This window comes from Enorma phocaeensis (assembly GCF_016901575.1).
GTDB classification, from domain to species: Bacteria; Actinomycetota; Coriobacteriia; order Coriobacteriales; family Coriobacteriaceae; genus Limicola; species Limicola phocaeensis_A.
Genome location: NZ_JACJKQ010000001.1, coordinates 156,992 through 171,219 on the forward strand (window position 1 = coordinate 156,992; position 14,228 = coordinate 171,219).

Below are 14,228 nucleotides of genomic sequence, written 5' to 3' on the forward strand. Positions count from 1 at the left end.
GGGTACCATTACACAGTAACAATCTATATTGAAAGGCACCTATGGCCAGCTCATATTCCTCCGATTTGCGGTTCGCCATCCTCATCGATGCGGACAACATCTCGGATAAATACATGAAGATTATTCTCGATGAGGTCGCAAACTCCGGCGTTGCGACGTACAAGCGCATCTATGGCGACTGGACGAGCCAGCGCTTGGCTTCTTGGAAAGGCGTCCTGCTCGAGAATTCAATCATTCCCATGCAGCAATACAGCTACACCTACGGCAAGAGCTCTACCGACTCTGCCATGATCATCGATGCCATGGACATTCTGTATTCGGGAAACGTCGACGGATTCGCCATCGTGAGCTCTGACTCGGATTTCACGAGGCTCGCGGCGCGCCTGCGCGAAAGCGGGATGCAGGTGATCGGCATGGGGGAGCAGAAGACCCCTCAGCCCTTCATCTCGGCATGCAATCAGTTCAAATACCTCGACCTGCTCTACGCCGCACGAAAGGCGGAAGAGGTCGACGAGGATGACGCCGATGTCGAGGATCCCGATCCTCGCCCGAAGCGCCGCAAGAAGGCGCAGAAGAAGGGGCAGAAGGCGGCTGCGAAGGGCAAGGGCTCCAGCTCGTCCGACGATGACGCTCCGGCGCTTGATGTTGACGCCGCCGGCGCCGCCGAGCCCGCCAGCGTCGAGAGGCAGGTTGCAGACACGTCCCACCGCACGGGCCGCCGTCCTGGCGACGCCGGCGGGGAGGCTCGCCTTGTGGCCGCGGAGGACCTCTTTGACGAGGTGGATGCATCCGAGGTCGAGTTCGGTGAGATGAGCAAGGCGGACAGGCGCCGCCATATGAAGAAGATCCGCTCGACGGTGAACGCGATCTTGGACAAGTTCTCCGATGACGAGGGCTGGGTCTCCCTGGGCCGCATCGGCAACGAGCTCCCAAAGCGTCTGCCCGACTTCGATGTGCGCAACTATGGCTTCAAGAAGCTCCGCCCGTTCCTGAAGTCTCTCGGCGTCTATGAGTTCGACGAGCCCGACGGCACATCGGGCCAGCGCCAGATCTATCTGCGCGTGCGCGACCAGGACTAGACATGCGCATCGCGGTGAGTGCGTGCCTGTTAGGTGAAGCGTGTAAATACAACGGCGGCGACAACTTGAGCGAGGAGCTTGTCGATGTGCTTCGTGCAGGATGCCACGAGGTCATCCCCGTCTGCCCCGAGGTCGCGGGCGGCCTGCCATGTCCTCGTCCGCCTGCCGAGATCGTTGGCGGCGAGGTGCGCACTGCAACAGGGGAGAGCGTGGACGCTGCGTTTCGTCTTGGCGCGCGGATGTCCCTTGAAGCAATCGATGATGCCGGGGGCTGCGACGTCGCCGTGCTTCAGCCCCGAAGCCCATCGTGTGGCGCGGGGCAGGTCTACGATGGCACCTTTTCGGGCCGCCTCGTGGCCGGCTCGGGCGTCTTTGCCGCTCTGTTGGAGGAACGGGGCGTCACGATCTTGTCTCCGGAAGAGGCGCGTAGGCGTCTGTAGGTCCTCATACGCTCTCCGGCGTCTTGTCGCGATGTTTTTCGCTCCACTTTTCCGACATTTTGGGCGCACCTCTCGAGTAGACCTGAAATCGCTGACACGTCTACCTGCGGCTTCATTGCGACAGAAGCGTTGCCTGCTCGCCGCACTGTCCCGAAATGTCGGAAAAGCGGAGCGTGTTGTTCAGGGCGCCCGCACGACACCCCTGCCCATGGCGTGCCGTGCCCCTCCCTCGAGACGCCTGGCGCGACCGTGTCGCCGCACGCCGGCCGCGCCGGATGGCAAGTCCCTTGCGTGGAACCTTGAACGCTAAGAAATGAACGCGAGGAACGCCTCCGCTTGTCTCTGCAGGTAGGGGAGGGAGTCACCCAGCTCGAGCGCCCCGTCTTTCATCTTTGAGAATCCGAAGGGGATGGTGAGGCGGGGCTTGTTCATGATGTTCATGTTTAAAAGTGAAACGAGGGTCACGAGGTGGTCCTGCGCGACAACGGTGCCGGACCCTCCCGCAGAAACGCCGCTGATGGCGCAGGGCTTTCTGTCAAGCACCTGGCCTTGCTGCGCGTCGACGGGGCGAGAGAGCCAGTCGAGCAGGTTCTTGAGCGTCCCGGGGAAGTAATGGTTGTATTCAGGCGTAAAGAACCAGATGCCGTCGGCGGCGAGAACCTGCTCGCGAACACGCTGCACCGCGCTTGGCGCCGGGCGCTCGATGTCTTCGTTGAAGAGCGGAACATCTGCCCAGTCGAGGATGGTAAACGTTGCGGTGGGGTCGAGCGATGCGATCTCGCGTTTCGCCGTCTCGGCGAGCTTTCGGTTCATGCTGCCGTCGCGCAGCGATCCCACGATGGCAAGGATATCCATAGGCGTCCTTTCATGCTTTTGTCGGCAGCCTAGACCGACATCGTCAAGTACCGTATGCCCCGAATGCGTCGGTGGGATGCCGCGATTCTTCGTTTACCTGTTTGAGGTAAGGCGGGGCCGTTCTCGCCCCCGCGCAATCGTGACGGCGGGGAGGTGATTGGTCGGGTGCCGTGAATCACACCTGACAGACGTCGGCCATCTCTACTTCAAACAGCTTGTTTGGGGGATTCCATGTAGGGTTTTGCTTGTAGCGTTGTGTGCTACAATACCGCGCAATGGCTGTGAAGGGGACGAGTAGCCAGCCTATGCGCCCTACAGAGAGCGGGCGTTGCTGAGAAGCTTGCGAGCGCACCTGGCGAATATCACCCCGGAGCCGCGGCCCGAACGAACGGCTGTGGGATGATCGATACCGTTTTGTCCCAACCATGGTTGTTCCAGTAGGCGTCGCCGGGACGACCGCCGTGATGTGGTCGGCCGAGTACGGGTGTGTGGATGCAGATGTTGGAAATCTTTCCCGGCTGTGTCCCAGGCACCTAAGCTGGGTGGTATAGCGGAGAGCTTCCGTTCGCCAGGTCAGAATCTTGGCGACATCGAGAGCGCTTCGTCCCAGCTTCGAGGGACGGGCGCTTTTTTCATAGGGCGCCTCAGCGACAGAGGGGCGCGACGCCTAGGCGCCCCAGCCACCAAGGAGGGGCAGATGGCGAAAGAGAAGAGCAAGTACAACAGCACTATGAACCTGCCGAAGACCGGGTTCCCCATGCGCGCCGGGCTCGCGAAGTCCGAGCCCAAGCGCCTGGCAGACTGGAACGAAAACCATGTCTATGAGCAGGTGCTGAAGAAGAACGAGGGACACGACAAGTTTGTCCTGCATGATGGCCCTCCGTATGCAAACGGCCCCATCCATATCGGTCACGCGATGAACAAGATCGCGAAAGACATGATCAACCGCTATCAGATGATGCAGGGGAAAGAGGTCGTTTACGTCCCCGGTTGGGATTGCCACGGCCAGCCTATCGAGCATAAGGTCGAGGAGAAGCTCGGTACAAAGAAGTTCAACGATACGCCGACGGACAAGATTCGTGAGATGTGCCACGAGTTTGCCGTCGAGAATATCGAGCTTCAGAAGGCCGGTTTCCGTCGCCTGGGCGTTCTCGGCGACTGGGACAATCCCTATCTCACGCTCTATCACGTTCACGATGCCGCCGACATCGAGGTCTTCAAGGCCATGTTCGATAAGGGCATGATCTACCGCGGCCGCAAGCCGGTGCACTGGTGCAAGCACTGCCACACGGCGCTCGCCGAGGCCGAGATTGAATACGCCGACGAGGTGAGCCCGTCTGTCTTCGTGCGTTTCGAGCTCATCGATGTCCCCGAGGCGCTCACTGCCTCCGGCATGCCCGTCGACGTCGTCATTTGGACCACCACCCCTTGGACGCTGCCGGCGAACTCCGGTGTCGCGCTTTCCGCCGAGGCCGATTACGTCGCGGTCGAGGCCGAGGGTCGCTTGGGCATCATGGCGAAGGCGCTTTGGGAAAAGGTGTTCCATGGCGCAGCGAAGCTCGAGGACGCCCGCCTGTTCGTTCCCGCGGGCGAGTCTGAGCCTTGGTGCGTGCACGGCGAGGACCTCGTTGGCATCACGTACAAGCAGCCGATCTTTGAGGGCGTCACCGGCAAAGTGGTGACTGCGGACTACGTCACCCTCGAGGACGGTACCGGGTGCGTCCATACCGCTCCCGGCCACGGTGTCGACGACTACTACACCGGCATGCGCTGCGGCCTGCCCATCATCATGCCTGTCGATGACGATGGCCGTTTCTATGTGGGCGAGGAGTATGGGACGGGCGGCCCCTTCTCTGGCCTCGATACCGATGAGGCGAACCCCAAGATCATCGCTTGGCTGCGTGAGCGCGGGACGCTTCTTGCGGAGAAGAAGATCAACCACAGCTATCCGCACTGCTGGCGTTGCAAGAACCCGACCATCTTCCGCGCGACCGACCAATGGTTTGTCTCCATGGATGAGACGGGCCTTCGCGAGCAGGCGCTCGACCAGATTCGCAATAATGTGCGCTGGTATCCCGAGCGCGCCGCCAACCGTATCGGAGCGATGGTGGAGGGCCGTCCTGACTGGTGCATCTCGCGCCAGCGCAACTGGGGCGTCCCCATCCCCAGCTACACCTGCGCGGACTGCGGCGAGAAGGTCATGAACGACGATACGCTCGATGCCGTGATCAAGCTCTTCCACGAGAAGGGCTCCGACGCCTGGTTTACCGACGCGCCTGAGGACTACCTGGGCGATGCGTGCGTTTGCCCCAAGTGCGGCGGCCATCACCTCAAGGCCGATCGCGACATCCTCGACGTGTGGTGGGATTCCGGCGTGTCTTGGAAGGCCGTGTGCGAGGCTCGCGAAAACCTCGAGTATCCCGCCGATGTCTATCTCGAGGGCTCCGACCAGCACCGCGGATGGTTCCAGAGCTCGCTGCTGACGAGCGTCGGCGCCAACGGCATCGCTCCGTACAAGGCGGTCGTCTCTCAGGGCTTCACGCTTGACGGCCAGGGCCGCAAGATGTCCAAGTCGCTCGGCAACGTGATCGATCCCAACAAGGTCTGCGACGAGATGGGTGCAGACATCATCCGCCTGTGGGTGTCTTCGGTCGATACGTCTTCGGACGTTGCCATCGACCATGAGATTCTGGCGCGCACCTCTGATGCGTATCGTCGCTTCCGCAACATCTTCCGCTTCCTGCTGGGCGAGCTTGAGGGCCAGTTTGACCCTGAGACGGAGGCCGTTGCCTTTGATGAGCTGCTTCCGCTCGACAAGCTCATGCTTGCCCGCCTCACCCAGGTGCAGGCTGAGGTTGACGAGGCCTATGCCGCATACGAGTTCAACCGCGTGTATCGCGTGCTCTACGACTTCGTGGTGACGGAGCTCTCGAACGTCTACCTCGATGCCCTGAAGGATCGCCTGTACTGCGAGAAGCCCGGCTCCCTTGCCCGTCGCAGCGCCCAGACGGTGACCTCCGAGCTGCTGTCGATGCTCCTGCGCGACCTCCAGCCCATTCTTGCCTATACCTGCGACGAGGTCATGGCGTATGCTCCCGCTGGATGCCGCGACCACCAGACGTATGCCGCGCTGCTCGACTGGTATCGCTCGCCCATCTCGGTCGAGGTCGCCGACGAGTATCGGCCGGTCCTCGAGGCCGCCCTCGAGCTTCGCGGCGTGGTGACCAAGGCGCTCGAGGACGCGCGTGCCGACGGAACCTTCACCAAGAGCCAGCAGACCCGCGTCGTGGCGACCGTGCCGCACGAGAGCTTTGCCCTGTTGACCGGCGAGAAAGCCTGTGACCTTGCGGAGTTCTTCATTGTTTCCGAGGTTGAGCTCCACGAAGGTGACGACTTCTCCGTCGAGGTCGAGGCCGCGCATGGCGAGTGCTGCGAGCGCTGCTGGAACTATCGCGAGAGCACCGGCGTCCATGGCGAGCATGAGCATGTTTGCGCTCGCTGTGCAGAGGCCCTCGGGCAGTAGGAGAGAATAGCAACGTGATGCCGGGGAAAGGATGCCCAGTGGATAGGAAAACCCAGGATGTGAAGCCGCCTCGCGCGTGGCGCCTTGCCGTCGCCGCCGCTTTCGCGGTCGCCTTTCTTGCGGTGGACCAGCTAACCAAGGTGCTTGTTCGTGCAACGCTTGGATCTGGCACGGTGGGCGTCCAGCTGATCCCCGGCATCATCGGTTTTGAGTACGTCGAGAACACCGGCGTCGCCTTTGGCATGGCGAGCGGCTATGGCTATACCTTTGTGTTGCTCGCCGCCGTGGTCGTCGTCGTGAGCATCGCCTACCTGTGGCGTGCCCCCCTCATTTCAAGGCTCGAGGCCGTCGGCCTCGGCATGCTCGCGGGCGGCGCCATCGGCAATGCCGTCGATCGCCTTGTGTTTGGATTCGTGACCGATTTCATCGCGACCGAGTTCATCAACTTCCCAGTGTTCAATGTTGCCGATATCGGGATCACAGTCGGCGTCGTCATCGCATTCGTCGGTTTTCTGTTCTCTCCGGCAAACGCCGAGGCAAAGCGTCGCGCCGAGGAAGACCGAGCTGAGCGGCTTGCTCGGCGCTCCGACTCCAAAAAGGTCGACGACACGCGCAAGGGGCGCTGATCGATGGCGGGCGACATTCATATTCTTGTGTCCGACGCCCAGGCGGGAAAACGTCTCGACGCCCTGCTGGGCAGCCTGGATGGCTGCCCGTCTCGCTCCGCATGCGCCCATCTCATCGAGGCGGGTGCGGTGGCGCTGAACGGGGAGACCTGCCTTTCCAAGAAGCAGATCGTCTCCGTCGGGGATCGCATTTCGATCGAGCTTCCGGAAGAGGAAGAGCCAGGCGTCGTGGTTCCTCAGAACATCCCGCTCGATATCCGCTATGAAGACGACTATCTGATCGTTCTTTCCAAGCAGCGCGGACTCGTGTGCCATCCTGCCCATGGCCATGCTTCCGGTACGCTTGCGAACGCGCTCGTCTACCATTGCGGTGCGGACCATCTCGGGACCCTGCAGGGGGAGGACCGCCCCGGCATCGTCCACCGACTCGACCGCGATACCTCTGGGCTCATGCTCGCCGCGAAGGATGACGACACGCAGCGCGCCCTGCAGGACCTCATCCGTCTCCGCACGCTCGATCGACGCTACATCACGCTCGTCCATGGATATGTTGCCCATGACGAGGGGACTATCAATACGGGCATTGCCCGCTCGACGCGCGACCGCGTCAAGATGGCGGTATCCGATGACCCCTTTGCCCGCCAGGCCATCACCACCTTCCGCGTACTCGAGCGCTTCGACGCTTCTCGCGGAGACGACGGCTATACGCTGCTCGAGTGCCATCTCTACACCGGGCGAACCCATCAGATCCGCGTGCATATGCGCCACATCAACCATCCTTGCGTGGGCGACCCCCTCTACGGACGGGGCAACGAGCGGGCTGACCGGGGGCTTACGCGCCAATTCCTGCACTCTTGGCGCGTTCGATTCGATCACCCGGTGACGGGGGAGACCATTGAGTGCCGCGACGAGCTTCCCTGGGATCTTTCCGCCGTGCTCGAAGAGCTTGCTCCGGCATCGCTCGGCCGCACCGAGGTCGGCGACGAGATCGTTCCGCAACTCGGCCTTTGGGAGGGCTGAGCCCTCTACCGTGGAAAGCCTGCGCAGACCACGTGGACGCCGCAGGCGGGGGCCGTGCGCTACGGTACACTTCTGTGCGGCATAAGCCTGTATTTCCCGTCTAGACCGGAGCGCATGCATGCTCAACCTCGACTTCTGGCTTCCTGGGCAAATCACCCCGATGGTGGTGTTCAACCTCATCATCATGGTGCTTTTTTCCTGCTGCTTCTTCTACCAGTTCATCTTTTTTCTCGTGGGGTTCCTGCGCGGCGAGTATCGCTATCCCAAGGCGAAGAAGCTGCATCGCTACGCGTTCTTCATTGCGGCTCATAACGAGGAGGCGGTCATCGCCAACCTTGTGACCTCGATCAAGAGCCAGAGGTATCCCTCCGAGCTCATCGACGTCTTCGTCGTCGCCGATGCGTGCACCGACAACACCGCCAACGCGGCGCGTGATGCCGGAGCTATCGTCTATGAGCGCAACGACCTCGCACGCAAAGGCAAGAGCTGGGTCATGGACTATGGCTTCAAGCGAATTTTGAATGAGTATCCCGGCGTTTACGAAGGATTCTTCATCTTCGATGCCGACAACCTCATCTCTCCCGACTACGTGCGCATCATGAATGATGCCTTTGACCAGGGCTACATGGCGGTAACCAGCTATCGCAACTCGAAAAACTTCGGCAGCTCGTGGATCTCTTCCGCAAACGCCATCTGGTTCTTGCGCGAGGCGCGCTTCCTTAACAATGCGCGCATGTTCTGCGGCACCTCCTGCGCCGTCTCTGGTTCGGGATACCTCATCTCATCCAAGATCGTCGAAGGGATGCAGGGATGGCATTTCCATACCCTCACCGAAGACATCCAGTTCTCTACCTTCTGTGCGGTCCATGGCGTGCGCATCGCGTACGCTCCGGCTGAGTTTTACGACGAGCAGCCCGTGACCTTTGTCGCTTCCTGGCGTCAGCGCATGCGTTGGACCAAAGGGTTTTACCAGGTCTTTTTCACCTATGGCAAACAGTTGGTGAAATCGATGACGGTATATCGTCGCTTTGCCGCCTACGATCTACTTATGACCATCGCGCCCGGCATGCTGCTGTCGCTGCTCTCTCTTCTTGCAAACGGCACCTTTATGATCGTCGGCATGTTGAGCCACGGGTTCTTGGCGACAAATTATGAGCTCGAGACGTGTGCGGCGTCGCTCATCATGACGTTTGTGTCCATGTATTCGACGTTTTTCCTCATGGGTTTCACGACGACGATTCTCGAGCGAAAGCACATTCACTCCCCACAGCGTTGGCGCGTGCTGACGAACTTGCTCACCTTCCCATTCTTTATGTTCTCCTATATTCCCCTGACGGTCGCGGCGTTGTTCTTGAAGGTCGACTGGGTGCCTACGCCCCACAATGTCTCGGTCACCCTTGACCAGGTCATTGACGGCGCAAAATAAGGGATGCGTATAGGCGGGGCCGTGCTGCGCCGTATGGGCGCATCCGCTACGCCCAGGTATCTCCGTCCGGCGCGCCGAAGCCTTCGTAGCCGCTCCAGGCATCGTCGAGGTCGCCCCATGCGTAGCCGTCATGGGGGTCAACGTATACATCGCCATAGTCATAGCCGCTTGATGCCAGCGTCCCCATATATCCGAGCGCACCAAACACAAGGAGGGTGGCTGCTAGGGCGATGAGGGCTACCACGCCGAGCACGATGCCAGTCACCACATAGCAGAACTTGGAATCATTGGTCTGGCATGCCGTCGAGGCGCTCGCGCTCTCGACGGGGCGAGTTGGCTGTTGGCTCACGATGGAGCTGTCGGTTTGATTGCTCATGCCAGTCCTTGTTCTTGAGTCGTGCGTGATGGTGGGCATTGAAGCCCTGGTGCCGAATGCTTCGGCCCATCATACCATGGTCGACCCTCAGGCGGCCTTCGTCGGATTGTGCCGGTCTCACACGTTCTTCGATGGGGCGCGAAGCTAGGGGCTCCTCTGTGGGTAGTATCAAGGTGTTATGACGCCGGCGCTATCGTTTCGACGCCGATACTCTGACATGGAGGTTGCATGGATACCAACGCACGCTTGACGGTTTCTGACAGCTTGTCTTCCGGCGGACCCATTGCCGTCCCGCTCGATTCGTTGTCGCTCGAGGCGGAATATCTCGAGCTTGCCGAAGGTCTTTCGGGTGACGACGCCTCTCATGAGGCAGGGGATGCCTACCTTGCTGGCACGAACGCGCTCTATCACGGCGGGCCGGTCCAATGGAGCTTCGTGCCGAAAGTGTTCTCAAGGCGTGACCTGACCTACCTATCTTGGATTGCCGAGACCATGGGCGACATCATGCAGAAGCTCACCCGCCAGTTCATCGAGGATGCGGAGCTTCGGCAGAGATTCGGGTTCGACCCCCGCGTCGAAGAGCTGGCATGCTGCCCCGTACCGTATTCGACGGATATCCCCATCGCGCGTGTCGACATATTCCTTGACGAGCGGACAGGCGCCTTTACGTTTTGCGAGCTGAACACCGATGGCTCCTCGGGCATGCTGGTGACCGAGGAGGTGACCCGTGCCAACCTGCTGACCGAGACGGGTAGGCGATTTGCGGCTCGCCATGACGTAGCGACCTTTGATGTCTATGGGGGATGTGCCGATGCGGTGCTCGGGTGCATTGCCGAGGCATCAGGCGAGAAGGAGGCTCCGGTCGTTGCGGCTGTCGATTATTCCGAGAGCATCGTGGCGGAAGAGATAGAGGAATTCAAACGCGTCTTTGCCGAGCGCGGGGCAACGCTTCGATTTGCCGACATCCGCGACTTGCGCTATGTGGACGGCGTCTTGTATGACGCGCAGGGCCCTCTCGACGGCGTGTGGCGTCGCGTGGTGATTTCAGAGATGCTTGAGAAGCCCTGCGCCGGCGCTGACGCCTTCATGACATGCGTGCGCGAGGGCGCCGTTCCTGTCGTCGGCGGATTTCGAACGTGGCCCTGCGCCACCAAGACGGTGTTTGCCGTCCTGCATGACCCCATCGCAGAACGCTTCCTTTCTGCCGATGAGCTCGCGTTCGTTCGTGAACACGTTCCTGCTACGTATATGCTTGACGAGTCGAGCGATCTTTCACGGTTTTCCGAGCGCGAGCTGTGGATCGCCAAGCCGCGTGACGGATACAACAGCGTTGGCGTTCGAGCTGGACAGGATTGCACGGACGCCGAGTGGTCGGACGTCTTGCACGAGATGGCGGCGACGGGCGGCACGGTGCAGGAGTATGTGACGCCTTTCGCGACGCCCAACGTCGAGGGCGGCGTCGCTGGTGTGGGGAGACGGGCCGAACCCTATATGGACATGGAAGGGCTCTTCTTGTTCCGCAACCGGTTTGGCGGCGTGTTCACGCGGTGCGGGCAGGCGGCCGTCATCGGCGAGTTCGCCGGGCGGCTCAACATGGGCTGTCTCGTGGTTGACTGACATGGACGCAGCCGTAGCCTTGGGTGTGCCGGCTTGGGCCGTTCTCGCGGTGCCCCTCGCGGTCGCCGCGTTGCTAGATCTTCGAGAGCGCCGCCTGCCGAACGCACTTGCGGCTGTCATTGCTTGCGCGGCTGCAGCGCTCTCCTATTTGACGGCGGGGTGGCAGACGCTCCTCGTGCATGCGCTCATGGCGCTTGCAGTCTGTGGCGCGCTTTTCGGTTTTGAGCTTGGTTGGAGACGGGCAAACCATGAGGCGGGCCTGGGCATGGGCGACCTCAAGGCGCTGTTTTCCCTTATGCTGCTCGACCCATGGGGCGGTCTCTTCACCTTTGCCTTCTCGCTGTTTGCGATGGCGGTCTCAGGCGTGATCATGGGACGACGCGCGCTTCCGCTTCTGCCATTCATCTTCATCGTCTGGATGGTCATGGGTGCTATGGGCTAGGCGGCGGGTGTTTATCCATAGCGGCGGCAGGCCGGAGCGTCCTGCCGACTGCGGCAAAAAGGCCGGCGTTTCCCGCGCCGCCGGGGCTGTTGTCCGTACGATATGCGAAGATGGGTCGTGACGACAGGAAGGAGCTGCCATGTCATCTGATTCTCATGTATCCCGCACGGAGCTGCGTGGCCGCATGGCGCGCATTCCTGAAGTCTTGTCTGACGAGCTTGTCGAGCGAATGGCTCACGATCGCGCCCATGGTTGGGTCAACCCCTTTAGGGCAGAAGACGCCGATGCCATACGGCGTGAGGATCGTGAGGGCGACCGGGCCAGCATATGGCGGCCCGCCTACGTGCGCGACGTCGAGAAGATCCTCCACACCCCTGCCTATAATCGCTATGCAGGCAAGACGCAGGTGTTCAGCTTTCGCAGCAATGACGACCTCTCGCGACGGGGCCTCCATGTTCAGCTCGTTGCCCGCATCGCCCGCGACATCGGATACGCACTCGGCTTGAACTGTGACTTGATCGAGGCGATCGGCCTTGGGCACGATCTTGGCCATACGCCGTTTGGACATGCGGGGGAGCGTTGCCTGAACGACGTCTACCATGCGCATACGGGTCGTTGGTTCTTCCACAACGTCCACTCGGTCAGGGTTCTCGACGTCCTGTACGGACGCAACCTGACCCTTCAGACGCTTGACGGGGCGCTCACCCATAACGGGGAGTACGAGCAGCGCGTGTTCGAGCTGTCGGGCCTATCGGGCTTTGACGAATTCGATCGTACGGTCGAGGCGTGTTATCGAGATGGAGACATCGCCGTCGGCCACCTGAGGCCCATGACGCTCGAGGGCTGCGTGGTGCGCATCTCCGACATCATCGCCTATGTGGGGCGCGATCGGCAGGATGCGATCGCTGCAGGCCTGCTTGACGAGGACGCTTTTGAAGATGGCCTCGGCGGGGCCTATAACTCCTGGATTCTCTCCCATGCCTCGGCGGATATCATCGAGCATAGCTATGGGCGCGATCGCATCGAGATGAGCGAGGAGCTGTTTGAGGAGATTCGTCGCGCCAAAGCGGAAAACTATGCAAAAATCTATCGGGCAAGCGGCATAGAAGGGGAGAGCGCGGCGGTTTTGGCACGTGCATTCGAGCTCATGTATGAGCGCTGCCTCGCCGACCTTCTCGATCGTGACGAGTCGAGTTATATCTATCGGCACCATATTCTTCGCATCGAGCAGCATCTTGCGCACTACGGGAGAACCTATGAGTGGGAACGAGATCCCCACCAGACCGTGGTGGACTATATCGCAAGCATGAGCGACGGATATTTTGCCGAGCTTGCGACAAAGCTGTTCCCTGAGATCAGATTCCCGCGTCGCACCTATATCAACGAGCGTTGATATCGCGGTGCAGACCGTAGTGTTGAGAAAGAGAGTGGACCGTCGTACATGGAAACCTTGTTCAGCGCTGGCGAGCAGGAGAAGCGCAACCGATATGCCCCGCTCGCCGTGCGCATGCGTCCTGAATCGCTCGACGAATACGTTGGTCAGAAGAAAGCGGTCGGACCCGAGTCATGGCTCCGGCGGGCAATCGAACACGATGTATTGTCGAGCGTGATACTCTATGGCCCAGCCGGAACCGGAAAGACGACGCTTGCGCATATCATCGCCCAGCATACGCGCAGCGAGTTTGTCGAGGTCTCAGCCGTGACCGGTACGGTGAAAGATCTGCGCCGCGAAATCGACGAGGCGCAGCGCCGCCTTATGGCCTTCGACCGGAGAACCATTCTCTTCATTGACGAGATCCATCGGTTTTCTCGCTCGCAACAGGATGCATTGCTTCATGCCGTCGAGAACCGCACCGTCGTCATGATCGGCGCGACGACCGAAAACCCGTACTTCGAGGTTAACTCGGCGCTGCTCTCGCGCAGCCGCGTGGTGGAGCTGGGCTATCTGTCAGATGATGACGTTGCGGTGCTCGTTCGGAGGGCGCTCGCGGACGAGCGCGGTCTTGCGGGGGCGTTTTGCGCTGACGAAGAGGTCGTCTCTGCAATCTGCCGCCTTGCTGCAGGAGATGCACGCAGCGCTCTGACCACGCTCGAGCTTGCAAGCGAGGTCGCCATTCTGCGTCCTGAGTCGGATGCGCTTCGCGAAGCCGGCGAGGCGGTGCCGATCTTACTCGATGACGTGACGACCGCGAATCCGCGCCGAGGACTCTCATATGACAAGGCCGGGGATATGCATTACGACATCATCTCCGCGTTCATAAAGTCCATGCGTGGCAGCGACCCGGATGCCGCGGTATATTGGCTTGCACGCATGATCGATGCAGGTGAGGATCCAAAGTTCATCGCGCGACGCATCATGATCCAGGCATCAGAGGATATCGGCAACGCCGACCCCCAGGCCCTTCTCGTTGCTGAGGCCGCATTCAAGGCGGCCGAGGTGATCGGATACCCCGAATGCCGCATCAACCTTGCCCAGGCGGCGATCTACAATGCGCTCGCACCCAAGTCCAATGCCTGCGAGGCGGCCATAGACGCTGCGCTCGAAGACGTGCGTACGAGCGGGCAGCGCGAGGTCCCGAGCTATCTGCGTGACCGGCACCGTCCCGGCTCGGAGGAGTATGGCGACTACCTCTATCCGCACGATTATCCCGAGGGATGGGTCGAGCAGCGTTATCTTCCAGAGGGTTTGGAGCGTGGGGCGTTTTGGAAGCCAGCGGGGCGCGGCTGGGAGCAGTGGCGCTTCGAGCAGGCGCCTCGGGGGAAGGGAGCCCCTTCACGGTAGACATCGGTAGACATGCCGGATCTCAAAAGGCGGAGGATGACT

The 14,228-nt window shown here is 60.9% G+C and carries 12 protein-coding genes; 10 read left to right on the top strand and 2 right to left on the bottom strand.

The window, feature by feature from the left end; genetic code table 11:
* Positions 1-41 precede the first annotated feature (41 nt).
* Entirely contained in the window at positions 42-1,079 is a 1,038-nt protein-coding gene (locus H6A15_RS00615) for an NYN domain-containing protein (protein WP_204671297.1), read from the top strand.
* A 2-nt stretch (positions 1,080-1,081) separates the two neighbouring features.
* Positions 1,082-1,519 carry a DUF523 domain-containing protein gene (locus H6A15_RS00620; RefSeq protein WP_204671299.1) on the top strand — a complete coding sequence of 146 codons (438 nt, stop codon included), beginning with the start codon at positions 1,082-1,084 and terminating at the stop codon, positions 1,517-1,519.
* A 306-nt stretch (positions 1,520-1,825) separates the two neighbouring features.
* Here H6A15_RS00620 and H6A15_RS00625 read toward each other — a convergent pair whose 3' ends face one another.
* Entirely contained in the window at positions 1,826-2,374 is a 549-nt protein-coding gene (locus tag H6A15_RS00625; protein WP_204671301.1) for an NADPH-dependent FMN reductase, read from the bottom strand.
* Positions 2,375-3,071: 697 nt separating this feature from the next.
* Between H6A15_RS00625 and ileS the strand changes: the two genes are divergently transcribed.
* From ileS to H6A15_RS00645, 4 genes are all read left to right on the top strand, one after another.
* On the top strand, positions 3,072-5,897 hold the full coding sequence (gene ileS, locus H6A15_RS00630) for an isoleucine--tRNA ligase (protein ID WP_204671309.1): 2,826 nt from the start codon (positions 3,072-3,074) through the stop codon (positions 5,895-5,897).
* Between the two features lie 38 nt (positions 5,898-5,935).
* The gene (gene lspA, locus H6A15_RS00635) at positions 5,936-6,523 is read left to right on the top strand and encodes a signal peptidase II (protein ID WP_342635774.1); all 588 of its coding nucleotides are present in this window, start codon (positions 5,936-5,938) and stop codon (positions 6,521-6,523) included.
* 3 nt (positions 6,524-6,526) lie between these two features.
* The gene (locus H6A15_RS00640) at positions 6,527-7,543 is read left to right on the top strand and encodes an RluA family pseudouridine synthase (RefSeq protein ID WP_204671313.1); all 1,017 of its coding nucleotides are present in this window, start codon (positions 6,527-6,529) and stop codon (positions 7,541-7,543) included.
* A gap of 118 nt (positions 7,544-7,661) precedes the next feature.
* Positions 7,662-8,969, top strand: coding sequence for a glycosyltransferase family 2 protein (locus H6A15_RS00645; RefSeq protein ID WP_204671315.1), 1,308 nt, complete (start codon positions 7,662-7,664; stop codon positions 8,967-8,969).
* A 46-nt stretch (positions 8,970-9,015) separates the two neighbouring features.
* On the opposite strand, the gene H6A15_RS00650 is transcribed toward H6A15_RS00645, so the two are convergent.
* Positions 9,016-9,345, bottom strand: a complete 330-nt coding sequence (locus H6A15_RS00650) for a hypothetical protein (RefSeq protein ID WP_204671317.1) — start codon at positions 9,343-9,345, stop codon at positions 9,016-9,018.
* 228 nt (positions 9,346-9,573) lie between these two features.
* Between H6A15_RS00650 and H6A15_RS00655 the strand changes: the two genes are divergently transcribed.
* The 4 genes from H6A15_RS00655 to H6A15_RS00670 all read left to right on the top strand — a co-directional run bounded on the left by H6A15_RS00655 (position 9,574) and on the right by H6A15_RS00670 (position 14,186).
* A complete protein-coding gene (locus H6A15_RS00655) occupies positions 9,574-10,962 on the top strand; it encodes a hypothetical protein (protein ID WP_204671319.1) in 1,389 nt (462 codons plus the stop codon).
* Position 10,963: 1 nt separating this feature from the next.
* The gene (locus H6A15_RS00660; RefSeq protein ID WP_204671321.1) at positions 10,964-11,404 is read left to right on the top strand and encodes a prepilin peptidase; all 441 of its coding nucleotides are present in this window, start codon (positions 10,964-10,966) and stop codon (positions 11,402-11,404) included.
* A 139-nt stretch (positions 11,405-11,543) separates the two neighbouring features.
* Positions 11,544-12,797: a deoxyguanosinetriphosphate triphosphohydrolase family protein gene (locus H6A15_RS00665; protein WP_204671323.1), complete on the top strand. Its 1,254-nt coding sequence runs from the start codon at positions 11,544-11,546 to the stop codon at positions 12,795-12,797.
* A gap of 48 nt (positions 12,798-12,845) precedes the next feature.
* A complete protein-coding gene (locus H6A15_RS00670; RefSeq protein ID WP_204671325.1) occupies positions 12,846-14,186 on the top strand; it encodes a replication-associated recombination protein A in 1,341 nt (446 codons plus the stop codon).
* The last annotated feature ends 42 nt before the right edge of the window (positions 14,187-14,228 follow it).